This is a genomic window from Pelobium manganitolerans, from assembly GCF_003609575.1.
In the GTDB taxonomy this organism is placed as follows: domain Bacteria; phylum Bacteroidota; class Bacteroidia; order Sphingobacteriales; family Sphingobacteriaceae; genus Pseudopedobacter; species Pseudopedobacter manganitolerans.
The window spans coordinates 134,966-157,682 of record NZ_MBTA01000012.1 but is presented as its reverse complement, the minus strand read 5'-3'; the positions used below and the strand labels follow the sequence as shown (position 1 = coordinate 157,682).

The 22,717-nt window shown below is 40.8% G+C and carries 26 protein-coding genes; 17 read left to right on the top strand and 9 right to left on the bottom strand.

The genetic code is table 11. From position 1 onward, the window contains the following. Window positions 1-7 precede the first annotated feature (7 nt). From BCY91_RS07315 to BCY91_RS07280, 8 genes are all read left to right on the top strand, one after another. Window positions 8-1,804: a hypothetical protein gene (locus BCY91_RS07315; protein ID WP_120181308.1), complete on the top strand. Its 1,797-nt coding sequence runs from the start codon at window positions 8-10 to the stop codon at window positions 1,802-1,804. Beyond that, complete coding sequence (locus BCY91_RS07310; RefSeq protein WP_245989025.1) at window positions 1,805-3,103, top strand: serine hydrolase domain-containing protein; 1,299 nt, start codon at window positions 1,805-1,807, stop codon at window positions 3,101-3,103. 113 nt (window positions 3,104-3,216) lie between these two features. Beyond that, window positions 3,217-3,744: a ribosome maturation factor RimM gene (rimM, locus tag BCY91_RS07305; protein WP_120181307.1), complete on the top strand. Its 528-nt coding sequence runs from the start codon at window positions 3,217-3,219 to the stop codon at window positions 3,742-3,744. Continuing rightward, window positions 3,745-4,299 (top strand): GNAT family N-acetyltransferase, encoded by a 555-nt coding sequence (locus BCY91_RS07300; protein WP_120181306.1) that lies wholly within the window; start codon window positions 3,745-3,747, stop codon window positions 4,297-4,299. Between the two features lie 190 nt (window positions 4,300-4,489). Continuing rightward, on the top strand, window positions 4,490-5,164 hold the full coding sequence (gene trmD / locus BCY91_RS07295) for a tRNA (guanosine(37)-N1)-methyltransferase TrmD (RefSeq protein ID WP_120181305.1): 675 nt from the start codon (window positions 4,490-4,492) through the stop codon (window positions 5,162-5,164). Between the two features lie 176 nt (window positions 5,165-5,340). Further along, window positions 5,341-5,688, top strand: coding sequence for a 50S ribosomal protein L19 (gene rplS, locus BCY91_RS07290; protein WP_120181304.1), 348 nt, complete (start codon window positions 5,341-5,343; stop codon window positions 5,686-5,688). A gap of 97 nt (window positions 5,689-5,785) precedes the next feature. After that, window positions 5,786-6,931 carry a mechanosensitive ion channel family protein gene (locus tag BCY91_RS07285; RefSeq protein ID WP_120181303.1) on the top strand — a complete coding sequence of 382 codons (1,146 nt, stop codon included), beginning with the start codon at window positions 5,786-5,788 and terminating at the stop codon, window positions 6,929-6,931. After that, on the top strand, window positions 6,924-7,616 hold the full coding sequence (locus tag BCY91_RS07280; RefSeq protein WP_120181302.1) for a DUF4968 domain-containing protein: 693 nt from the start codon (window positions 6,924-6,926) through the stop codon (window positions 7,614-7,616). The genes BCY91_RS07285 and BCY91_RS07280 overlap by 8 nt, the downstream gene beginning before the upstream one ends. 11 nt (window positions 7,617-7,627) lie before the next feature. On the opposite strand, the gene BCY91_RS07275 is transcribed toward BCY91_RS07280, so the two are convergent. Next, on the bottom strand, window positions 7,628-8,149 hold the full coding sequence (locus BCY91_RS07275) for an NADPH-dependent FMN reductase (protein ID WP_120181492.1): 522 nt from the start codon (window positions 8,147-8,149) through the stop codon (window positions 7,628-7,630). Between the two features lie 166 nt (window positions 8,150-8,315). Here BCY91_RS07275 and BCY91_RS07270 point away from each other — a divergent pair, with 166 nt between their 5' ends. Genes BCY91_RS07270 through lepB form a run of 5 tightly spaced genes read left to right on the top strand, consistent with a single transcriptional unit; the run spans window position 8,316 to window position 12,594 of the window. After that, window positions 8,316-9,125 carry a ParA family protein gene (locus BCY91_RS07270; protein ID WP_120181301.1) on the top strand — a complete coding sequence of 270 codons (810 nt, stop codon included), beginning with the start codon at window positions 8,316-8,318 and terminating at the stop codon, window positions 9,123-9,125. Then, window positions 9,122-10,051, top strand: a complete 930-nt coding sequence (locus BCY91_RS07265) for a ParB/RepB/Spo0J family partition protein (RefSeq protein ID WP_120181300.1) — start codon at window positions 9,122-9,124, stop codon at window positions 10,049-10,051. Before BCY91_RS07270 ends, BCY91_RS07265 begins: the two co-directional genes overlap by 4 nt. After that, window positions 10,052-10,735, top strand: a complete 684-nt coding sequence (locus tag BCY91_RS07260) for a DUF5683 domain-containing protein (RefSeq protein ID WP_120181299.1) — start codon at window positions 10,052-10,054, stop codon at window positions 10,733-10,735. Then, entirely contained in the window at window positions 10,736-11,479 is a 744-nt protein-coding gene (gene dapB, locus BCY91_RS07255) for a 4-hydroxy-tetrahydrodipicolinate reductase (RefSeq protein WP_120181298.1), read from the top strand. 11 nt (window positions 11,480-11,490) lie between these two features. After that, window positions 11,491-12,594, top strand: coding sequence for a signal peptidase I (gene lepB / locus BCY91_RS07250; protein WP_120181297.1), 1,104 nt, complete (start codon window positions 11,491-11,493; stop codon window positions 12,592-12,594). Between the two features lie 146 nt (window positions 12,595-12,740). On the opposite strand, the gene BCY91_RS07245 is transcribed toward lepB, so the two are convergent. The 7 genes from BCY91_RS07245 to uvrA all read right to left on the bottom strand — a co-directional run bounded on the left by BCY91_RS07245 (window position 12,741) and on the right by uvrA (window position 19,206). Further along, a complete protein-coding gene (locus BCY91_RS07245) occupies window positions 12,741-13,184 on the bottom strand; it encodes an RrF2 family transcriptional regulator (protein WP_120181296.1) in 444 nt (147 codons plus the stop codon). A 51-nt stretch (window positions 13,185-13,235) separates the two neighbouring features. Further along, window positions 13,236-13,571 carry a helix-turn-helix transcriptional regulator gene (locus BCY91_RS07240; protein ID WP_245989024.1) on the bottom strand — a complete coding sequence of 112 codons (336 nt, stop codon included), beginning with the start codon at window positions 13,569-13,571 and terminating at the stop codon, window positions 13,236-13,238. Next, window positions 13,510-13,713, bottom strand: coding sequence for a type II toxin-antitoxin system RelE/ParE family toxin (locus BCY91_RS17865; protein ID WP_317124682.1), 204 nt, complete (start codon window positions 13,711-13,713; stop codon window positions 13,510-13,512). Before BCY91_RS17865 ends, BCY91_RS07240 begins: the two co-directional genes overlap by 62 nt. A 249-nt stretch (window positions 13,714-13,962) precedes the next feature. Beyond that, on the bottom strand, window positions 13,963-14,376 hold the full coding sequence (locus BCY91_RS07230) for an OsmC family protein (protein ID WP_120181294.1): 414 nt from the start codon (window positions 14,374-14,376) through the stop codon (window positions 13,963-13,965). 109 nt (window positions 14,377-14,485) lie between these two features. Continuing rightward, the gene (locus BCY91_RS07225) at window positions 14,486-15,658 is read right to left on the bottom strand and encodes a trans-sulfuration enzyme family protein (RefSeq protein ID WP_120181293.1); all 1,173 of its coding nucleotides are present in this window, start codon (window positions 15,656-15,658) and stop codon (window positions 14,486-14,488) included. Between the two features lie 193 nt (window positions 15,659-15,851). After that, complete coding sequence (locus BCY91_RS07220; protein ID WP_120181292.1) at window positions 15,852-16,229, bottom strand: four helix bundle protein; 378 nt, start codon at window positions 16,227-16,229, stop codon at window positions 15,852-15,854. 184 nt (window positions 16,230-16,413) lie between these two features. Then, complete coding sequence (gene uvrA, locus BCY91_RS07215; RefSeq protein WP_120181291.1) at window positions 16,414-19,206, bottom strand: excinuclease ABC subunit UvrA; 2,793 nt, start codon at window positions 19,204-19,206, stop codon at window positions 16,414-16,416. Between the two features lie 381 nt (window positions 19,207-19,587). Here uvrA and BCY91_RS07210 point away from each other — a divergent pair, with 381 nt between their 5' ends. The 4 genes from BCY91_RS07210 (at window position 19,588) to BCY91_RS07190 (ending at window position 21,483) form a co-directional block, all read left to right on the top strand. Beyond that, the gene (locus BCY91_RS07210; RefSeq protein ID WP_120181290.1) at window positions 19,588-20,172 is read left to right on the top strand and encodes an RNA polymerase sigma factor; all 585 of its coding nucleotides are present in this window, start codon (window positions 19,588-19,590) and stop codon (window positions 20,170-20,172) included. A 76-nt stretch (window positions 20,173-20,248) separates the two neighbouring features. Next, window positions 20,249-20,440 (top strand): hypothetical protein, encoded by a 192-nt coding sequence (locus BCY91_RS07205; protein WP_120181289.1) that lies wholly within the window; start codon window positions 20,249-20,251, stop codon window positions 20,438-20,440. A gap of 267 nt (window positions 20,441-20,707) precedes the next feature. Further along, window positions 20,708-21,160 carry a D-aminoacyl-tRNA deacylase gene (gene dtd / locus BCY91_RS07195; protein WP_120181287.1) on the top strand — a complete coding sequence of 151 codons (453 nt, stop codon included), beginning with the start codon at window positions 20,708-20,710 and terminating at the stop codon, window positions 21,158-21,160. Further along, window positions 21,157-21,483 (top strand): nucleotide pyrophosphohydrolase, encoded by a 327-nt coding sequence (locus BCY91_RS07190; RefSeq protein WP_120181286.1) that lies wholly within the window; start codon window positions 21,157-21,159, stop codon window positions 21,481-21,483. The genes dtd and BCY91_RS07190 overlap by 4 nt, the downstream gene beginning before the upstream one ends. Window positions 21,484-21,681: 198 nt before the next feature. Here the strand turns inward: BCY91_RS07190 and BCY91_RS07185 are convergent, their stop codons facing one another. Beyond that, on the bottom strand, window positions 21,682-22,668 hold the full coding sequence (locus BCY91_RS07185) for a hypothetical protein (protein WP_120181285.1): 987 nt from the start codon (window positions 22,666-22,668) through the stop codon (window positions 21,682-21,684). Window positions 22,669-22,717 lie beyond the last annotated feature (49 nt).

Genomic DNA, 22,717 nt, shown 5'->3' with positions numbered 1-22,717 from the left:
ATTCTTTATGACAGAAACCGCTACACCGAAAAAAAAACATCGTGTACTAAAGTGGGTTACCGTAGTTGCGGCTATCATTATTTTATTGCTAGCTGCGGCCGCGTGGTACGTGAATAAAAAGTGGAAACCTTTGCTAACCGATGCCATCCAAAATGCTTTGATAGATGCCAGCGACAGCCTTTATACCGTAAAATTTTCTGATATACAGGTGAACATTTTAAGCGGCAATGCTACGGTAGACAGCATTCAGCTGATTCCTAATTTAAATGTTTACGAAAAAATGAAAGCCAGCGGCGATGCGCCCGAAAACCTTTTCTCTTTAAAAATATTTAAGCTATCGCTTAAAAACGTGAAACCCATAAAGGTTTATCAGCAAAAAAAGCTCGACATTAAAAACATCACTATCCAAAACCCCGAACTGGACGTTTTTTATACTAAAATTGCCAATAAAAAATCGAAGCCTAAAGACAACAGAAGCCCTTACGAACGCATTAAAAAGAGTTTAAAAGAGCTGAAAATCAACAGTCTGTTTTTAACCGATGTAAAGTTCCGCTACATTGACCAATCGTACAAAGAGCCAAAGATTACCGAGTTTGACCAGATGAACATCCGTGTTAACGATATTTTGGTCGATTCGCTTTCGCATACCGATACCACGCGGATTTTTAACGCCAAAGACATTATTGCCGAAATAAACAATTACAGCTACCCAACGGCAGATTCGCTTTACTTCATAAAAATTAAGCACGCTTTTGTATCGTCAAAGAAAAAACAGTTAGCCATTGCCGGTATGGAGCTTGCCCCTCGTTTGGGCGAAATGGCCTTTGCTGCACAGTTTAAACGCCAGCAAGAGCGCTATAAGCTATATTTTGATTCGGTTTTGGTTAACCAGCTCAATTTTAACGAACTGGTAGATAACCGGCGCATCAAAACCAAAAACGTGGTTTTGCAAAACGGAAATTTTGATGTTTTTATGAGCCGGGCCAAGCCACCTAAATTGATTGACAAAGGTGTCAACTATCCGCATTTGGCTTTGCGCCGTTTAAAATGGGATGTAATTGCAGATACGGTGACCATCAAAAATACGCAGGTGGCTTACGCCGAGTACAATCCAAAAACAGACGCAAAGGGCACTGTTTACTTTAAACAACTGCACGGGCGTATTTTCCACGTCACCAACGATTCTCTTTACCTTAAAAAAGATGTTACTGCCGATGCGTTTTTACAAGCGCGTGTAATGGGCGAAGGCCGTTTAGACATCCATATTGCTTTCAATCTGATAGATCCAAAAGGCGCTTTTTCTTATAAAGGTACATTGGGCGCCATGAGCTTTAACACCTTAAACCCGCTTACAAAGCCTTTGGCTATGTTGGCCACCAAAAGTGGCGAGCTGCAAAGTTTAGATTTCGACATTAAAGGAAATGTAAACGGCGCAAGCGGAACTTTAGTGATGAAGTATAAGGATCTTAAAATTGCAGTGATGAAAAAAGACGATGAAGACCACTTGAAAAAGTCGGGAATAATTTCTTTTTTAGCCAATGCTTTGCTGGTAAAAAATGCCAATCCTGACGGCGATGAACCACTAAGGGTGGCGCATCCATCGTACCAAAGACCTCATGACGCTTCGTTTTTTAACCTGATGTGGAAGACCGTTTTTGAAGGCTTAAAAACAAGCGTAGGCATCACAAAAGATAAAGAAGACAATTTAAAAAAGCGTGCAGATAAGTACAAGCAATCCAAATTGGAACGCGAGAAACGCCGGGAAGAGCGCGTAAAAAGACGAAAAGAACGTAAAGAAAAATAGATGAACATCGTAAACTTTAACAAAAAAGCTTTAGCATGGGCCTTGTTGCCTTTGATTATGTTAGCTGGCTGCAGCCAAAAAACCAGCAACGGGCTAACGGCCGCCAGCAACCTAAAAAAATTAGGGATCGAGGAAAAAAACCTGGACCGTATTGACAGCTTACTGGCCACTGCCCTAATTAATAATTGGATGGCAGGTGCTACCGCGCTGGTTGCCGTAAATGGTAAAGTGATTTACGATAAAGGCTTTGGCTTTAGAGACCGCGAATATAAAGCGCTGATGCGCCCAACAACCGAGTTCCGCATTGCCTCGATGACTAAGCCCATTGTTACTGCGGCTGCCATGACTTTGGTGGAAGACGGCAAACTCAACCTCTCGGACAAAGTGTCTAAATACATCCCCGAATTTGCAAATGCGCAAGTTTTGGCTTCATTCAACGAAAAAGATACCAGCTATACCACAGTTCCGGCAAATAAAGAAATTACCATTGAAGATTTGATGACGCACACTTCTGGTATTGGCTACGGCTTTGCAGATAAACGTTTAAAACTGATTTACCAGAAAAACAAAATTCCGGATTTAGCTTCCGCCGATAGCATTTTTGTATTGGATAAGATGAAGGCTCTGGGGAAATTGCCCTTAGGCGTACAGCCAGATTCTAAATTTTATTACGGCTTGGGCATCGATGTTCTAGGCGCTGTGATAGAGGTTGCAAGCGGAAAAAAATTAGACGAATACGTGACCGACCGTATTTTAAAACCCTTAGGCATGGCAGATACCCATTTCTTTTTGCCTGCCGAAAAGCGCTTTAGGTTGGCGGTGCTTTATAAAGAATTACCTAGCGGACGTTTAGAGCGTGTTGCCCCAATTACGGACGGCTACAACGTAAACTTCCCAATCGCTGGCGCACGTACTTATTTCTCGGGCGGCTCGGGCTTAAGCTCTACCGTTGAAGACTATGCCAAATTTTTGCAAATGATTTTAAATAAAGGCAGTTTTAACGGAAAACAAATTCTAAAGCCAGAAACCGTTGCACAAATGACCAGCAACCAAATTGGCGAATTAAATGTAGGGCAAAACAAATTTGGGCTGGGTTTTGAAATAACCACGGCCGCCGGCGCAAAAAACGGTGCTAAAGCGGGCAAATTAAGCTGGGGCGGTATTTTTAACACCACTTTTTGGATAGATCCCGAACGCAAATCTATAGCCATATTAATGACACAGGTTTACCCTGCAATCCATAAAGCGCAGCTTTTTGAGCAGTTTGAGCAGTTAGTGAACGATGCTTTGGACCGATAGGTTCGTTTGTTAGTTTGGTTGGTTAGGGATTAAACGGTAAGCTTCGAACGCCGAACCAACTGAAGCCTGACAAACTAAAATTCAACGAATAAAAAAAGCCTATTTTTGCGCCCATGAAAATTGAAGATTGCTTTGAGATTGGCTACATCAGCAAAACACGGGGTTTAAAAGGCGAAGTGCAGGTTTCTTTTTCCTATCCCGAACCGGAAAAACTAAAAATCAGTTCGGTGTTTATTGAGATGAACCATAAGCTGGTGCCTTATTTTGTAAGCAATTATAAAATACCGATGCCGATGATTGGCTACTTCAATTTTGAAGACATTGAACATATAGACCAGGCAAGCACCATCACCAAAAAAAAGATTTACCTGCCCAACCGCCTAAAACCTAAAAGGAAAAAGGGTGAGTTTCTGTTTACGGATTTATTGGGTTTTACTGCCGAGGATGAGCAAGCTGGTGCTTTGGGTCAAATTTTGAATGTGCAAGAATACCCGCAACAGTTTTTAGCTACGATAAACATTCAAGAAAAAGAGGTACTTATCCCATTAAATGAAACTTTTATTGCAGAAATAAATATTGATAAACGCTTCATCCGCTTTAATTTGCCCGACGGTTTATTGGATTTATACATGAATAGCTAAATGGAAGAAATCAATTGGCAACCACATCATTTAAGTAACGATACGGTAGAATTGCGGCCCTTGCAGCTTTCGGATTTTGAAAGTTTGTACGCTGTAGCATCGGATCCCTTGTTATGGGAACAGCACCCCGCTTGGGACAGGTACAAGCGCGAAGTTTTTGCCAAACTTTTTGATAAAGCCATAGCTTCCGGAAAAGCTTTCCTTATTTTGGATAAAACAAAAGGTACGGCTATCGGCTCTACACGCTTTTATGATGAAGACATCGAAAAAAGTGAGGTATGCATTGGCTACACGTTTATCAGCCGCGCCTATTGGGCAAACGGAACCAACAGAGCTATAAAAACTTTGATGTTAGACTATGCCTTTTCCAACGGTTTTAAACGTGTTCTTTTTCATGTAGCACCGGGCAATTTCCGCTCGCGCAAGGCGGTAGAAAAGCTAGGCGCACAATTTATCCGCGAATTTACTAAAGAAGAAAACGGAGCCTTAAGCCACCACGTTGAATACGCTTTAACCTTATCAGACTGGCAAAAAAACAACGAAAATGCGATTTGATATAGTAACCGTGGTTTTTAATTTCCGAACAAATTAGCGCTTTTATCGGTTTGGGCAAAAAGATTAATGGATTAAAGGGAGTGCACTATTATTTTTTTCGATTTCGTTGTAATAAGATATTTATTCCGCAAAATAAGAAATCAAAAATCTTTTAACTAATTCCCATCCTCAAACATAAAACAAACAAAAAATGCGTTTTGATATTATAACCGTACTGCCCGGTTTGCTAGAAAGTCCTTTTGCACACTCCATTTTACAAAGGGCGCAAAAAAAAGGCAAAGCCGAAATTATAGTCCACAATTTGCGGGATTATAGTACCAACAAGCAAAAAAGCGTGGACGATTATCCTTACGGCGGCGGCAGTGGTATGGTAATGCAAATTGAGCCATTTGCCAGCTGTATAGAAAAACTAAAAGCCGAACGGGTTTACGACGAGATTATTTTCATGAGTCCAGACGGAACAACTCTGAATCAGGATATGGCCAATGAACTGGCTTTAAAAGGCAACATCATGATTTTGTGCGGCCATTACAAAGGAATTGACCAGCGTATACGCGATATTTACGTTACACGGGAAATTTCTGTGGGCGATTATGTGCTTTCCGGAGGCGAGCTTCCAGCCGCTATTGTAGTAGATGCCGTTGTTCGGTTAATCCCAGGTGTGTTAAATGATGAAACATCTGCACTGTCCGATTCGTTCCAAGGAGGTTTGCTGGATGCCCCGGTGTACTCGCGCCCCGCAGATTGGAAAGGCCATAAAGTGCCCGATGTACTTTTAAGTGGCGACCAAGCCAAAATAGAAAACTGGCGTCACGAGCAATCCCTAAAACGGACACAAGAACGAAGACCAGATTTGCTGGAGTAAGAATAATTATATCCTAAAACTTTAAAATCACCGCCATCTGCCCCAAAAGCGTTAAAATCTAAATGAAAAAACTTATTTTAAAATTCGTTTTAATTTGTAAAAATTAATAGCTAATATTGCACTCCCAAATTTAGGGGGCTGTATGCAATTGGCATGTAGCAAAAATCGCAAAAGTCATGGATTTAGTAAAATTTGTAGAAGAGCAGGCTATCGTAAAATCAAACTTCCCTGCATTTAAAGCTGGAGATACAGTAAGTGTTCACTATAAAATCCGCGAAGGAAACAAAGAACGTGTTCAGGTTTACCAAGGCGTAGTGATCCAAAGAAATAGCGCTAATGCTACTGAAACTTTTACTGTTCGTAAAATTTCTAGCGGTATCGGGGTTGAGCGTATTTTCCCTGTAAACTCTCCTAACATCGAAAAAATTGAAGTAAACAGCTACGGTAAAGTTCGTAGAGCTAAATTGTTCTACCTACGCGAACGTACTGGTAAAGCGGCTCGTATCAAAACCAGAAGAGTTTAAGCTTTTTACACATTATACAAAACCTTCCGACTTTCGGGAGGTTTTTTTTTGCCAAAATTTTAACAGCCTCTAACCTATTATTTTTAAATTGGGCACAATGGACTTTAGCATTTTAAACCAAACTTTTTTTGGAAATTCCATTAAAGCATATCTGCTTTTCGGAATCATTTTATTGGGCGGACTTTTGTTAAAACGCCTAATATCAAAATATTTAGGGCGCCTTTTGTTCATTTTTTTCCAGCGTTTTTCAAAGGAGATAAAGGTTGAAAAATTTTTAGAACTGCTGTTAAAACCTATAGAGCTACTGATTACCGTAGTTGTGCTGTACGCTGCCCTCAACCAATTAAACTACCCCTTACATGAGGTAATTTTTAGGCGAAACATTGGCAAAGCCAGCTATGCCATTCGCCTAATACAGCTTATTGATAAGGTATTTCTGTTTCTCATTATTGTTTCCGCATTCCGTATTTTATTGCGGATGATTGATTTCGTATCGCACGTTTACGCCTATAAAGCCAGCTTTACCGAATCAAAAACAGACGACCAAATGGTGCCTTTTTTAAAAGAGCTTACTAAAATCATTGTCATTATTATAGGCGTGTTTGTGGTACTGGGCGCGGTTTTTAACATGAATATTGCCGCTATAATTGCCGGTTTGGGCATTGGCGGTATTGCAATTGCCTTAGCCGCACAAGATACTTTGCAAAATTTACTAGGCTCCTTCACCATTTTCGCAGATAAACCCTTCGTCGTAGGCGACTTTGTACACGTACTAGGTTACGATGCCGTGGTTGAAAAAGTTGGCTTCAGAAGCACCATTGTACGTACAGTGGATAAAACGCTGGTAATTATCCCCAACAAAAAAATGATTGAGGGCCCCTTGGAGAACCTCACCTTGCGCAACCTGCGCCGTGTAAAACTTAGCTTGGGCTTGCTTTACGGAACGCCGGCGCCCGTTTTACAAAAAATCACCAAAGAAATTAAAGCCTATATTAACCAACGTCCTGAAACCAATTCCGATACGCATATTCATTTTGACGGATTTGGCGATTTTGCTTTGTACGTGCAGGTATTATACTATATAGAGATTGTGGATTATGCCATTTACATGAATATAAAAGAAGAGATTAACTTTAAAATCATGGAAATTGTGCTGGCAAACGGTGCCGATTTTGCTTTCCCGTCTAACACGGTTTACCACAACTTTGGCAACCAAACTTTACAGATAAAAAAAGATGCTTAGGAGCTTGTTTGCGCTGTGGTTTTTGTTAGGATTATTCCAAAACGCAAAAGCGCAAAGCAACTATCTTATCCCCATTTACAACCAAAAAGAATTGCTTGGCAATACGCTTTTTTTAAGTAGCGATAGCGGCAACTTAGCCGTAACAGCTTGTCATCCAAACCTAATCAGAATTGATTATTCAATTGCCACCTCCCCAATCCAAAAAAAACAAACAGAAACAACGTTAAACCTGCGCGTTACACAGAATTTAGACGCGGTTTTTTTCGAAACAGATTCGCTATGGGTCATCATTAACAAGGCAGATTTAGCTGTAAAGTTTATGCAAAAACCTCATCAGGCTATTGTTTTAAAAAGCGACCCTTATCTAATTAAAAATCCTGCTAAAGGTTTCAAGTTTGCACTTGGCTTTGCTAATGATGACACAACTTTTCAAATCGGCAATCAAAAGATTAAATTCTCAAAAAACCGTTGCAAAAACTTTCGGAAACAACCTTTGTTACTTACCAACAAACACTTTGCTTTGGTGTTTAGCGCTCCATTAAGCAAGTCCATCCGCTTGCAAAGCAATACCGATAAACAATTTTCCCTTTCATCCTGCAAAGAAAAATTGAATAGCTATTATTTTTACTGTGGCAAGCCTGATGGTAAAGAGCGGGCAATTTTAGCAGAGATTGCCAAATTCTAATTCTTTTTGTTTTAAAAAGCGATGAACTTGTCCATCTGCTCGTGCGTAAACTTTAGGGTATCCTCTTTAAACAGCTCTCCGCTTTCGTTTAGCTCTTGATGAACGGACGGGATATGGATTTTCATGGGCAAAACATGCAGATGCATATAATTACAAATTCCGGTTAAATGGTCAATGCCCCTAATGTTTCCATAACGCCCGGTAGAGTGGCCCACCAAAGCAACTTTTTTATCGTAAAAAGACTCGGGAAACTTACAGCAATCTAAAAAAAGCTTTAAAATTCCTGGGAAACTGCCATTATACTCTGGCACCACAAAAATAAATTTATCGGCGGCACTAACCCGTTCTTGAAAAGGCTTAAAAGCTTCGTAATTCTGTTTGAAACGCTCGGTATTGATCATCGTCTCGGGCAAATCCGTAAGGTAAATAATCTCAGTTTTCAAACCCTTTTCGGCTAAAATTTTTTGATAATATTTTGAGATTTTCGCGCTGTTACTATTGGGTCTGTTGGTGCCTGAAACAATAATTGTCATGTTTATTTGTTTATAAATTGCGATAAGCTGTGGAAATAGATATTGTTTAAATTTGTATCTTGCAGCCCTGTTAAAAAGGCTGAATTTTGCGTTAAACCACAAAAAACGGATATTTTTTTATAAACAGCGAATCAAATAAAAGTTTCAAAACGGAGATTATTTTTAGATGAGTAAAATCATAGCAATAGCCAACCAAAAAGGAGGAGTAGGTAAAACAACTACTTCCATAAATTTAGCTGCAAGCTTAGCCGTTTTAGAGTTTAAAACTTTGATTGTTGATGCCGACCCTCAGGCAAACTCAACCTCGGGTATCGGCTTTGATCCGCGCACCATAAAGCACAGTGTTTATGAGTGCATCATAAACGATGTTACCGCCAAAGAAGCTATCCAAAAAACGGATACACCAAATTTAGATTTATTGCCTGCACATATTGATTTGGTAGGTGCCGAGATTGAGATGATTAACCTGCACGAGCGCGAGTACAAGATGAAAGCCGTGCTTGACCAAGTAAAAGACGATTACGACTTCATCATTATCGATTGCTCGCCGTCGTTGGGTTTAATCACCATTAACGCTTTAACCGCGGCCCATTCGGTAATTATACCTGTACAGTGCGAGTATTTTGCCTTAGAAGGTTTGGGCAAATTGTTAAACACCATCAAAATTGTTCAAAACCGCTTAAACCCTTCTTTACAGATTGAAGGTATTTTATTAACCATGTACGATGTGCGCCTGCGCCTATCTAACCAAGTGGTTGAAGAGGTACGTTCGCATTTTGAAGATTTGGTTTTTAACACCATAATTGCGCGTAACACCCGGTTAAGCGAGGCGCCAAGCTTTGGTGTTTCTGTAATTATGCACGATGCAAACTCAAAAGGTGCCATCAACTACCTTAACCTGGCGAGAGAAATTATCTATAAAAACGACCTCGGCACAGAAAATCCCGATGATCATACCAAGGTATTGAAGAAATGAGCAAAGACAGAAAGTTTGGTTTAGGAAAAGGTTTAGGTGCTTTGCTTAGCGATTCGCCCGATATGGGGCGTGATAAAGGACAAAGCAATACTGGGCACGATGCTAACGGCGCGGCCACATCGGCAGGTGCTTTAGGTAGCATTAGCCACATCAAAATAAACCAGGTAGAGGTAAACCCTTACCAACCTAGGTTTGAGTTTGATGAAGAAGCTTTAAAAGAGCTTGCCGAATCTATACGGTTACAGGGACTCATCCAACCCATCACCGTAAGGCAAATGGGCGGTAACAGTTATCAGTTAATTTCTGGCGAGCGTAGGTTGCGCGCTTCAAAATTTGCAGGCATCACCGAAATTCCGGCATACATCCGCACCGCTAATGACCAGCAGATGCTGGAGATGGCTTTGATAGAGAACATCCAGCGCGAAAACTTAAACGCCATCGAGGTGGCCTTAAGCTTCCAACGGATGATTGACGAGTGCAACATTAACCAAGAAGAGCTGGGCGACCGTGTTTCTAAAAACCGATCTACCGTAACCAACTATCTGCGTCTGCTAAAATTGCCGCCAACCATACAGGCTGCCATCCGCGACAATAAGATTTCTATGGGCCACGCCCGTGCTTTAATTAACGTTGCCGATGCAGATGCGCAGATTTACATCTTCCAAGAAATATTGGATAAAGATTTATCCGTAAGGAAAGTGGAAGAGTTGGTGCGCCAGATTAAAAACGGCACAGCAAAACCAGATGGAAAAGATAAAAAAACGGCTCCTATCTCTTTCCAGTACCAGAAAATACAAGACGACCTTTCATCTAAATTTGCTACTAAAATTAAAATGAAAGTACAAAACGGTGGTAAAGGAAGTATCGAAATCCCATTTTTGTCTGACGATGATTTAAACCGAATTCTGGAACTTTTGGATTGGTAAATGTTCAGGCTTGTTGTTTTTTGTGCCTTTTTTTTGATGTTTTTGCGGGTTAACGCCCAGCAAATGGACACCATCCGCAATAACAACAAACCCACAAAAGATACTATCACCGTAAAAGACGCCGCCAAAGAGATCGGTTTCAAAGACAAAGCCCGGGATTTCACAAAAGAGGTCGGCCTTTTATTCCGCGACACTTCTGAGCTTCAGAATCCACGTAAGGCGGTATTACGCTCGGCCATATTGCCCGGCTGGGGCCAAATACGCAACCGCAAGTGGTGGAAAGTACCTTTAGTTTATGGCGGCTTTGTAGGTTTGGGCTTAGTTTACGAGTTTAACCAGCGTTATTATAAAGAGCTATTAACGGAAAGCCAGTTCCGTAAAGCCAATCAAAACCTTCCTTTAGATTCGCGCTTCAAATACGAGCGTTACAAAGGCATATCAGACGATCAGATTTACAACGCAAAAGATTTTTACCGTCGCAACCGCGATTTAACTTTATATAGTACATTTGGTTTTTACCTTTTACAAATGGTAGATGCCTATATAGATGCAAAGTTGGCAACTTTTGACGTAAGCGACGATTTATCTTTAAAAATAAAACCTAGCGTTTACGCGCCTGTTTATGCAAATGGCGGTGGCTATGCCCCAATGCCGGCTTTAACTTTAAACCTAAAATTTAAATAAATGAAACTCGCCCTTCTCGGATACGGAAAAATGGGAAAAATGATTGAGGCTATTGCTTTAGACCGCAATCATGAAATTGTTTTAATTATAGACCAGCATAATGCGGATGAGCTAACCGTTGAAAATCTGCGCAAAGCGGATGTTGCGATAGAATTTAGCACGCCCAACACCGTTTTAAACAATATCGAAACCTGTATAAAAGCCGGTGTTCCGTTGGTTGTGGGCACAACGGGCTGGTATGGACATTTGCAAAAAGTTAAGGATGATTGCATCACCGCAAACTCAGCCCTGATGTACGGTTCTAATTTTAGCGTTGGCGTAAATATCTTTTTTAAGGTGAACCAGTTGCTGGCGAAGATGATGAACAACTTTGCCGATCAGTACGATGTGGCAATGGAAGAAATACACCACGTACATAAACTGGATTCGCCAAGCGGAACGGCCATCACCATTGCAGAAGATATTTTGGGCGAATTTAAGGCTAAAACCGAATGGGTGGATGTAAATGCCGATGCAGCAGTAACAAACCAAAAACCCGATGCTCTAATCATTGCTTCATACCGCGAGGGCGAGGTGCCGGGCACACATGCGGTAATTTACGATTCGGATGTTGACCGTATTGAATTTAAACATGTGGCACACGGCCGCCAAGGTTTTGCTTTGGGCGCGGTGTTAGCAGCCGAGTGGCTAAAAGGCAAAACAGGCTTTTTCTCTGTAAAAGAGATGTACAATTTTAACCTTTAAGGTAAACGCAGATGAACTGGAAATTCTGGAAAAAAAATAAAGACAAAAACAAGAAAAAGAAGAGCGCCAGCCGCGAATGGCTAGACGCTATTGTTTTTGCGGTAATTGCGGCCACGATTATTAGGGGCTTGTTTATTGAAGCTTATACCATTCCAACGGCATCAATGGAGCGCTCTTTGTTGGTGGGCGACTTTTTGTTTGTAAGTAAAATGAGCTATGGCGCACGCACGCCTATCACGCCGGTTGCTTTCCCTTTTGCACACCACACCATGCCTATCACCGGTACAAAAGCTTATTGGGACGGCATAAAATTGCCCTATTACCGTTTACCGGGATTTGGTGACGTACAACGTAATGATGTGGTCGTATTTAATTATCCGATGGATGCCGACCCGCCGCTAAATAGGCCGGTGGATAAGCGCGAGAATTATATTAAACGCTGTTTGGCCATTGGCGGCGATACTTTAAAAATTGTAGATGCAGTTGTTTATGTAAACGGCAAACCTGCCGATTTGCCCGAAATGAGCCAAACACCATATTACGTTAAAACCGACGGTACAGAGTTTAATCCGCTAACTTTAAAAAACATAAAAGCCGATGTTGAGCGTGTGAATAACGACGAATACGTAGTTAACATGCCAAAGGGTGAGGTAGAAAAAATCAAGGCTTTTTCTAACGTAAAAGTGGTAACGCCGATAATTGCGCAAGCCGGAAGCTTTGAGCAACAGGTTTTCCCTAATGATCCGCATTACCAATGGAACCAAGATAATTTTGGGCCAATCATAGTGCCCAAAGAAGGCTGGACAGTAAAACTGGATAGCCTAACTTTGCCTTTGTACAAAAGGGCAATTACAGTTTATGAAGGCAATACTTTAGACGTTAACGGCACCGAAATTAAAATAAACGGGCAAAAAACGGACTCGTACACCTTTAAAATGAATTATTATTGGATGATGGGCGACAACCGCCACAACTCCTTAGATTCGCGCTATTGGGGTTTTGTACCCGAGGACCATATTGTGGGCAAAGCCTTGTTTATTTGGATGAGCTGGGACGAAAACGGATCTTTCTTTAGTAAAATTAGATGGAACAGATTGCTGAGAGGCATCCATTAAAAGTATAAAGATGTAAGTAAAAAGTATTAAGATATTCCCTGCTATACACGGTTGAGATAGACTTCCGAAGTTTCTAAAACTTCGGAAGTCTGCTTTTTAACCTTTGAATGTCTTGAGTTCTTATCCTAGCAAAAGCAGTGATAAGACTAAAGCTTGAACTTATCGCCTAACTCTTTTTCCTTCAAAATTAGGTCGGCAATGCTGGTTTCGGTTAATATTTTTAGCGTGGCGTCTCGCACATGCTGAAAAGCATCACGAATACCGCAAGATTCCTCATCGCGGCACTCATCACATCTTTGGTAAAAATTTAGGCTTACACAAGATAGTTGCGCAATTGGCCCGCCTGTTAGGCGCATTACGTGCACCAAATTAATTTCTGCCGGATCTTTTAATAAAGAATAGCCCCCGCCTGCGCCTTTTTTGCTAAACAAAAAGCCTGCATTCCGCATCTCCAGCAGTATTTGCTCCAGAAATTTTTTCGGGATACGTTCGCTCTGGGAAATGGAAAGTATGTTCATTGGCTCTCCGCCATAGGATTTTGCCAATGCCATTAATGCCCTTATGGCGTATTTTGTTTTTTTTGATAACAAACGTTAAACAATTTTGAATGAGTGGATTTTGATCGCGCTAATAAAGTATTGTTAACCAAACAGAAGATTTATTTTTTTACCTAGTCCAAATTCAAAAATTCGGTATAATGCCGATATTTGAATATCGCATCTTCCTTCTTCAATTTCAGAAATATATTGGCTATTTGCTCCAATTTTTGTTGCTAGCTGTTCTTGCGTCATGTTTGCTTCTTTACGAGCTGCTTTTAACATCTCGCTTATTACAAAATATTGTGCGCCTTCTTCAAAAGTATCGCGCTCTGTAGTACCTATTTTACCATATTTTACGTCCAACAATTCATCAAAATTATTGACATCTTTTATCGCTTGTATATTCTCTGCCATATCTTTTAGAACTAAAATATTCATCTTTCAACTTCAAAGCCAGTTCAATTTCTCTTTTTGGCGTCTTTTGTGATTTCTTTTGAAAAGCGTTAAATAATATAATTATTTCTCCCTTATCAAAACAGCAAAATATCCGATAGATATTGCTGTTCATTTCAACTCTAATTTCCTAGAGCCCGTCGGTTCCTGTAATGTGTTCAAGGAACTTTCTCGGTACCTGTTGCACTGTTCGAAAAACTTTGAAAACGTACTCAATTTTCTGCTGAACTTTCTCTGGTTGTTCTAGATAAAACTCAATAAAATATTTTTTATGGAATATTATATTTCTCTGAGTATCCATTAGATCGGGAAAATAACACTTTTGACCGCTTCAATTCAGTTTCAGCCTTACGCTTTAAACCTTAATCCTTCAACCTTAACTTATTTCAAAAGAATAAGTAATCTCCACACCGCCAGCAACCAGCATATCATGCACCGAGCAATATTTTTTAACTGCTAATTCGGCAGCTTTTGCACATTTGGCTTCATCTATCTTACCTTTTAAGCGGAATAAGATATGAATTTTTGTGAATATCGATGGCACTTCGTCTCTGCGCTGCCCGTCAACTTCTACAGAAAAATCGCTAATCTCTTGTCTTTGCTTCTTTAAAATGCTAATTAAATCCAAAGAACTGCAAGAGCCCAGAGCCATTAACACCAGTTCCATTGGGCGAGCACCTAAACCCTGGCCACCAATTTCTTTTGAACCGTCTATCTGTACCTTAATATTTTCCATGCCGCTTGCTTCAAAATGCACGGCATCATTTAATCTGTTTAATTGTACTTTCATATTTTTTAGTATTGAGTAGTAAAACAAAAGTAGCAAGTATCAAGGCTTTGAACGCCCCAAAAGCGTTAAAAACCGGCACACTTTAAACCCTAAACCTCAAACCTATTACCTAATTTCTCGATTTCTCCAACGCCCTCACCACATCTTCCACAATATCGTCAATATTTTCTAAACCGATGGATAAACGGATGGAGCCGGGATAAATACCGATGTTTTGGCGTTCTTCTTCACCGAGTTTGGAGTGCGTGGTTGAAGCCGGATGCGTGGCAATGCTTCTGCTGTCGCCCAGATTAGAAGTTATTAAAAACATCTCTAAGCAATCCAAAAAGCGTTGAGCGCGCTCAACTCCCCCATCAATCACAAAGGTAACAATACCGCCACCCTGCTTCATCTGGCGCTTAGCCAGCTCGTACTGCGGATGCGATGGCAAATGCGGATATCTGACCTCCAAAACATCCTGACTTTCTTCTAACACTTGGGCAACTCTTAAAGCGCTGGCACAATGGCGATCCATACGTACCGGCAGGGTTTCCAAACTTTTAGAGATAAGCCACGCGTTAAAGGCAGACATTGCCGGCCCAGTGTGGCGGATAAAAAACATCATCTCCTTAATTAAATCTGCACGGCCACAAACGGCACCACCTAAAACACGACCTTGCCCATCCATATATTTTGTGGCCGAGTGGCTCACCAAATCTACACCGTAAGCAATAGGCTTTTGCAGGTAAGGTGTAGCAAAGCAATTATCTACGCTAATAATAAGCTGCGGATGCTTCTCTTTTATTTTGCAAAGCCACTCCAAATCTACCAGCTCTAAACCGGGATTAGATGGCGTTTCCAAAAAGATCATTTTGGTATTTGGTTGTATGGCTTTTTCTAAATCCTCGGGCTTAGAAGCATCAACATAAGTATGGGTAATGCCCCACCGTGGGAAAAGCGTAGTTAACAACTGGTGCGTTGAACCAAAAATGGAACGGAAAGCCACCACATGATCTCCGGATTTTAGCAAAGCCGCAAAAGATGCAAACACCGCTGCCATACCCGATGAAAAAACCAAGCCGTCTTCCGCACCCTCCATCATACAAATCTTATCAATTAGCTCGGTAGTGTTGGGGTTTGAGTAGCGCGAATAAATATTCCCTTCTTCTTCGCCTGCAAACACAGCTCTGCCCTGCTCGGCATCATCAAAAATAAAACTTGAGGTAAGGTAAAGTGGTACCGCATGCTCGCGGTTTTCTGAGCGTTTTGCCTGGGTGCGGATTAATTTGGATTCTTCTTTCATATGTTAGTTGATTCAGTTCATTTGTTCATTAGTAATTAGTTCAATGGCCATTTAAGTTCATCGGTCAATAGTCAGTAGTTCACCCGCGATTAGTTCATTGTCCATGTTAATTCACTAGTTCATTGGTTGGTAGTTTTTAGTTATTGTTAGCCGGTAATTCAGTCTTTATTAGCCATTATTGTTTAATTATTAGCTACAGCTCATTTTTTTGCCTACCAATGTAAGCAATGTATGCGTTTAACATTTTGTGAATTTGTGTTAGCTCATCCAATATAAAGTCAGCTTTTTCTGACGATATAAAACCTCTCACCTTGCACTTTTTTATAAAGCCTTTTGTTTCTAACAATGAGCCCCGACTGTAATAACAAAAGTTTTTATTCTCTTTAAAATGGAACCTACCGTAACCCTCTGCAATATTTGCATCAATAGAATCTGCTGCCCTAACTAACTGCCTTTCTATTGTATCTCTGGCAAAGAAATATTTCCACGAACTTACTTCCTGCCAAATCAAATCTAACAACGCAAAAGCACGCTTATACACTTCTAAATCCTCTAGGGTATTGAAGCTCATAACTCGAATTAATTTGGATTAGGCATTAGTTACAAGTTTATGTTTCATCAGACATTGGCTCATTAGTCTTATTCTACTATAAAAAACTAAATCCTGCTCTATATGCTTAATGAGTTTCCACATTAGAATGAACTACTGAACTCCTTTTCCGATTTGCAATAAACAATGAGCTTAATGAACTCTATCATAATTTCTCCCCTAAATACTTCCCTGTAGCAGAAGTTTCACAACTAGCCAATCCCTCGGGTGTTCCTTCAAAAACCAAATCACCGCCTTCGTTTCCGCCTTCGGGGCCAATGTCTATCACCCAATCGGCGCATTTGACAACATCCATGTTATGCTCAATCACAATAATGGTGTTTCCTTGGGCAATTAAAGCTTCAAAAGATTTTAAAAGCTTTTTAATGTCGTGGAAATGAAGACCGGTAGTGGGCTCGTCAAAAATAAATAATGTTTTAGAGCTATTGTTGCCTTTAATTAAAAAAGACGCCAGTTTTATACGTTGCGCTTCACCGCCCGAGAGCGTGTTTGACGATTGGCCCAAGTGTACATAACCCAAGCCAACATCAGCCAAAGGCTGTAATTTAGAGGCGATTTTAGGCTCATCAGCAAAAAACCGCAGCGCTTCATCTATCGTCATCTCCAGCACATCTGCCACGCTTTTGTCTCTGTAAGTAACGTCAAGCACGTGCTGTTTAAAGCGCTTTCCGTTGCAGGCTTCGCAAGGCAAAAATATATCTGCCATAAACTGCATTTCAATTTTAACCTCGCCTTCACCTTGGCAAACTTCGCAACGGCCGCCCTCTACGTTAAAAGAAAAAGCTGCAGGTTTTAATCCGGCCGCTTTCGCGGATGGCTGTCCGGCGTATAGCGAGCGGATCTCGTCCCAAGCTTTAACATAAGTAACCGGATTGGAGCGCGACGAACGGCCAATCGGGTTTTGGTCCACCATTTCTACTCCGGTAATTTCACCGATGGCTCCGTCAATACCGTCATAAGCGCCGGTTTGCTCGCCCGAGTAATTGCCCAGAGACTTTTGTAGCGCCGGCAGTAAAATCCGTTTAACCAAAGATGTTTTTCCCGAGCCAGAAACCCCGGTTACCGCACAAAGTACGTTCAACGGGAATTTAACATCAATATGTTTTAAGTTGTTTTCCCGCGCGCCTTTTACGGTTATAAAATCTATCGGCTTTCTGCGTTTTGCAGGCACTTCGATTTTTTCTTGGCCGCTTAAATATTTGCCGGTAAGACTGTTTTTATCGTTCAAAATCTGATCGTAAGTACCGGCAAAAATCAGCTCGCCACCTAAAGTTCCAGCTTCGGGACCAATATCTATCAAATGGTCGGCAGCCTGCATCATCTCTTCTTCGTGCTCTACCACTAAAACGGTGTTGCCAACGTCGCGTAATGATTTTAAGACGCCAATTAAGCGGTTGGTATCTTTGGGGTGCAAACCAATGCTAGGTTCGTCCAAAACATATACCGAGCCCACCAAAGAGCTTCCTAATGAAGTGGCTAAATTAATCCGTTGCGATTCGCCACCAGATAAGGTGTTGGATAAGCGATTAAGCGTTAAATATCCCAAACCTACCTCGTTTAAAAACAAAATGCGGTTGCTAATCTCTAGCAACAATCTTTTGGCTATTTTTTGGTCGCGCTCATCTAGTGCTAAATTCTGGAAAAACGGCAACAGTTCTTTCAAGGGCATCAACACCAAATCGGTGATAGATTGGCCGGCAACTTTGACGTAAGCCGCATCCGGCCGTAAACGGCTGCCAAAACAATCGGGGCAATTTGTTTTTCCGCGGTAGCGCGATAACATTACCCGATACTGTATTTTATACGTTTGCTCTTCCAGGTAAACAAAAAAAGCATCTAAACCTTTGAAATATTTATTGCCTGTCCACAGCAGTTTGCGTTCTGCGGCGCTTAGCTGGCTCACCGGCCTATGGATGGGGAAGTTGAATTTCGCCGAATGTTTAACCAGCTCATCCAACCACTCGCGCATTTTTTCGCCACGCCAAGGCGCTATCGCGCCATCGTAAACAGATTTTGACTTGTCGGGAATTACCAAATCTTCGTCAATACCCAGCACTTTACCAAAGCCCTCGCATTTAGGGCATGCTCCGTATGGATTGTTGAAGCTGAAGAAGTTTGGTGTGGGCTCTTCAAAACGCATCCCATCCAGCTCAAACCTGTCCGAAAAATGCTTGCGTTCGCCTTCAAACTCCACATAACAATCGCCTTTACCCTCAAAAAAAGCAGTCTGCGCCGAGTCGGCCATACGGCTTAAAGTTTCATCTTCTTCATTGGTGACAATGCGGTCCACCAATATCAAAAGCTTATGCTCGTCTTTAATCTCTACGTTTTCAACGCTGGTGTCTTCCAGAATATCTTCAACCTTGCGTATCTGATGGTCTATCACAATCCGCGAAAAACCTTTTTGCAACAGCACGGCAAGCTCTTCTTTAAGCGTCCGGTTGTTGTGCGGATAAAGCGGGCATAAAACGGTAACTACGCTGTCTTCTGGCAATGCCGAAATATAGTTGACCACATCGCTCACCGAATCTTTTTTGACCTGCTGGCCAGAGATAGGCGAAATAGTTTTACCAATGCGGCTAAACAGTAATTTTAGATAATCGTAAATTTCTGTGGATGTGCCCACCGTTGATCGCGGATTAGAGGTGATTACCTTTTGCTCAATAGCGATGGCGGGCGCAATGCCTTTAATATAATCCACATCAGGCTTGTTCATCCTACCCAAAAACTGCCTCGCATAAGACGACAAACTTTCTACGTAACGCCTTTGCCCCTCGGCATAAAGGGTATCAAAAGCTATGGATGATTTTCCGGAGCCGGACATGCCGGTGATTACCACCAGCTTGTTTTTGGGAATATCAACATCAATATTTTTGAGGTTGTGCACCCGGGCGCCTTTAATTAATATATGGTGTTGCGGATCTGCTGCTTCTTTCATTCTTTGTCTCTCTGCAATTCTCTTGCTAAATCAAAAACCTTTAAAAAAAAGGATTTGCAAAAATACGGCTAATCCTAAGAATTTTAGGCATAAGGCCATAAAATGAGACAGGGCAAACACAGGCGCTTATTGAATCTTTTTGATATTATTTTTCGTATATTATGCAAAGGCTTTATGGAATATGGATAAAACCTGCATCATAGTAATGTTATTTTGTTTTGGCTAATTAATTTATTTGCCGTTTAAACATTATATTTATGTTGATAATTTTAAAAATTATCATTTCATTTGGCAAAATTGAGAATTTAAAAAGGAAGCATATAGATAGAAAACTACTTAACATAAATTATTAAAACTCACAATTTAAAGTAGGGATCTATTATGAGCTTTCAAGAAAAAACCGACCAAGAGTTGGTGCACCTTTATATTCAGGGAAACGAGGCTTCGCTCTCCGAACTTATCAACCGTCACCAATCCAGAATTTACACTTCCATTTACCTTTTGGTAAAAGACGAATATCTAGCAGAAGATATTTTTCAGGATACTTTTATCAAAGTGATCCGTACGCTAAAAGCCGGAAAATATAACGAAGAGGGTAAGTTTTTGCCTTGGGTATTGCGCATTGGCCACAACTTAGTGATTGACCATTTTAGGAAAGAGAAGCGCAACCCAACCATCACCAACTCTGATGGCTTTGATATTTTTGACGTTTTGGGCATCCATGACGAGAGTATGGAAGAAAAAATGGTGAAGCAACAAACGCACGATGATTTAAAAAAACTCATCCATTACCTGCCATCAGAACAAAAAGAAGTGCTAATTATGCGCCACTACGGCGAGCTTAGCTTTAAAGATATTGCCGAGCTGACCAACGTAAGCATTAATACCGCGCTGGGGCGCATGCGTTATGCGCTAAACAATTTGCGGAAAATGATGACCAACAAAGAACAACTGCTAAAAGCGTAAGTGTTTTTGTTACACCACTAAATACTAAGCCGTAGGAGTTAGCGTTTCTATCTTAAACAAAACGTTAAAAAAGCTTATGATGGAAACCATTACTCCTACTTTAAATCCGGTTGTAGATAGCAACGGAGAACTCAGAAATACTGGCGAGGCCTTGTTGCGCCACGAGATTGAATTTTTAGATGAATTGAAACCCGCTTTGGATCAATTGATAAAAAATCCGTCGGCTGCTGTGGTTGAGCATATTTTAGCGTTTTCTAAATCTTTGTAACCCGTGGTTTTAAAAGCTGAATAGGCTGCACGTTTATCGGGCGGCCTATTTTTGTTTAAGTGGTTTGGTACTTCCGTGTTTGCCTGTATCACGTGGTTGGCTAATCCGCTTTATTGTTTCTTTTAAAAATTTAGGGCGCTTTTACACGCTTTCCACTGTATCTTTTTTTACCCAGCGCGCATCCGAAAGACAAAAAAAGGATGCCGTTTCAATCGTTAGCGCAAATTTCACCCCTACATTTAATATTTTGGTTTTATCTTTATTTTAATGAGAGCAGTTATACAGCGAGTAAGTGAAGCAAAATGCACAGTTAACGGAGAAATAAGCGGACAAATTAAACACGGTTTTTTAGTGCTGTTGGGTATTGCTAATGATGATGACCAAAGCGATTTGGATTGGCTAATGCAGAAAATTGTTAACCTGCGCGTTTTTAGTGATGAAGCTGGTTTAATGAATAAATCTGTGTTGGATGTAGGCGGTAATATTCTGCTGATTTCTCAGTTTACCTTATTTGCACAAACCAAAAAAGGCAACAGGCCATCTTTTATAAACGCCGCTAAGCCTGATATTGCCGTGCCTTTGTACCAAAAAGCCATTGCTATTTTAGAACAGCACTTAAACCGAAAAATTGCGACTGGCATCTTTGGTGCCGACATGAAAATTAGCCTTGTAAATGATGGCCCAGTAACCATCACTATTGACACAAAAAACAAAGAATGACTTTAAAAGAAGCACAAAACCTGGTTGACGAGTGGATAAAAACCACGGGCGTCCGCTATTTTAACGAGCTTACCAACACCGCGATATTAATGGAAGAAGTGGGCGAAGTTGCCCGCATTATGGCGCGCAAATATGGCGAGCAGTCGTTCAAAAAGTCTGATGAAGCAGTGAATTTGCCCGATGAAATGGCCGATGTACTGTTTGTTTTAATTTGTTTGGCGAACCAAACCGGCATCGATTTAACAGATGCTTTGCAAAAAAACTTAGAAAAAAAATCGGTACGGGACGCCAAGAGGCATCGGGATAATGAGAAACTGCGTTAGAGGCGGAAGGTTTGAGGTTGAAGGTGTAAGGTTAAAGGCTTGAGGTTGAAGGTGTAAGAAGGTGAAACAATATTCACTCATTCAAAATTCAATCATTCAAAATTATTAGAAACGTTTGAGGCGTAAAATTAGAAGCTAAGGCTTGACGCGTTTTAAGATTTACGAAGTCTCAAAAACTTCGTAAATCTAAACTAATGCTCAGGCTAAAGGCAAATCAATACTTTCTGCGGGTTTAAACTTGCCATCGTCATCTAACAAAAAACTCATTGGCTTATCAGGGTTTTTGATGATTTCCAAGAGCAAAAATCCCCAGCGCTTCCAAAAATTCTCGGCCACCTGTCCGTAAGTTTTAAATTGCCAATCATCAAAAATAGGCTTGGCACTCATGCCTCGCAGTGGCATAGTTTCTAAATAAATGGCGTCATCCGTAGTGATTACCTGATACTCTGGCAAGCGGTTAAATAGGTAAGCCGAATAAAACACTTTGGCGCAAAGTTCTTCAAACTGAATTGGATGCAAGGTTTTGCCTTCAATTTTAGCCCATAAATCTTGATGGTAAACTTTGTTGGCGCCGTTATCTTGCAAACAAAGCAACAAACCAAAATCCTTTATCCGTAAAGAAAAACTTAGGGTGTTTATTTCATCGCGATAAGCGAATTCATTTTCGGCATTTTTTACTGGGCATAAGAACAAACTATAAGGCTTAAAATTCTCGAAAACAAGCTCGTGGTTTAACTGTTGCAACATGGTATGCAACATAGAAAACTTGTGGATTAAGCCTTGCGACATGTTAAAGCCTTCGGCATAGGTATGCTGCTGCCTAATTGCAACCTGTATTTCTTTAAAGATAACGCCATAAACAGTTTTAGCCGCCCATAAAAAAAGCAAATCGGGGTCTAGGTTTTTTACAGCTTGATAACCCGCTTCAAAAGCGGTTTGGATGGTGTTTTCTAAATCATCTAACTTTTGGCGAACCGCATCACTGCAAGGCAAAGTGATAGCCGCATAGGTTACCATGCTTTCGTCCAGCATTTTAAAAGGCACATCACTTAAATTATAGCTATCTGTAAGCCATTTAGGAAATACGTTAACTTGTTGCTGAGCGGACAGCGCCTCTCCGCTTAAAAAACAATGAGCGTTATCAAACGTCATTTTTTTAAAAGGCTGGTACAAAGTGTTGGACATGGCGCAAAGATAAAAATGCTACGCTTAAGCAAACACAAATAGGCAACAA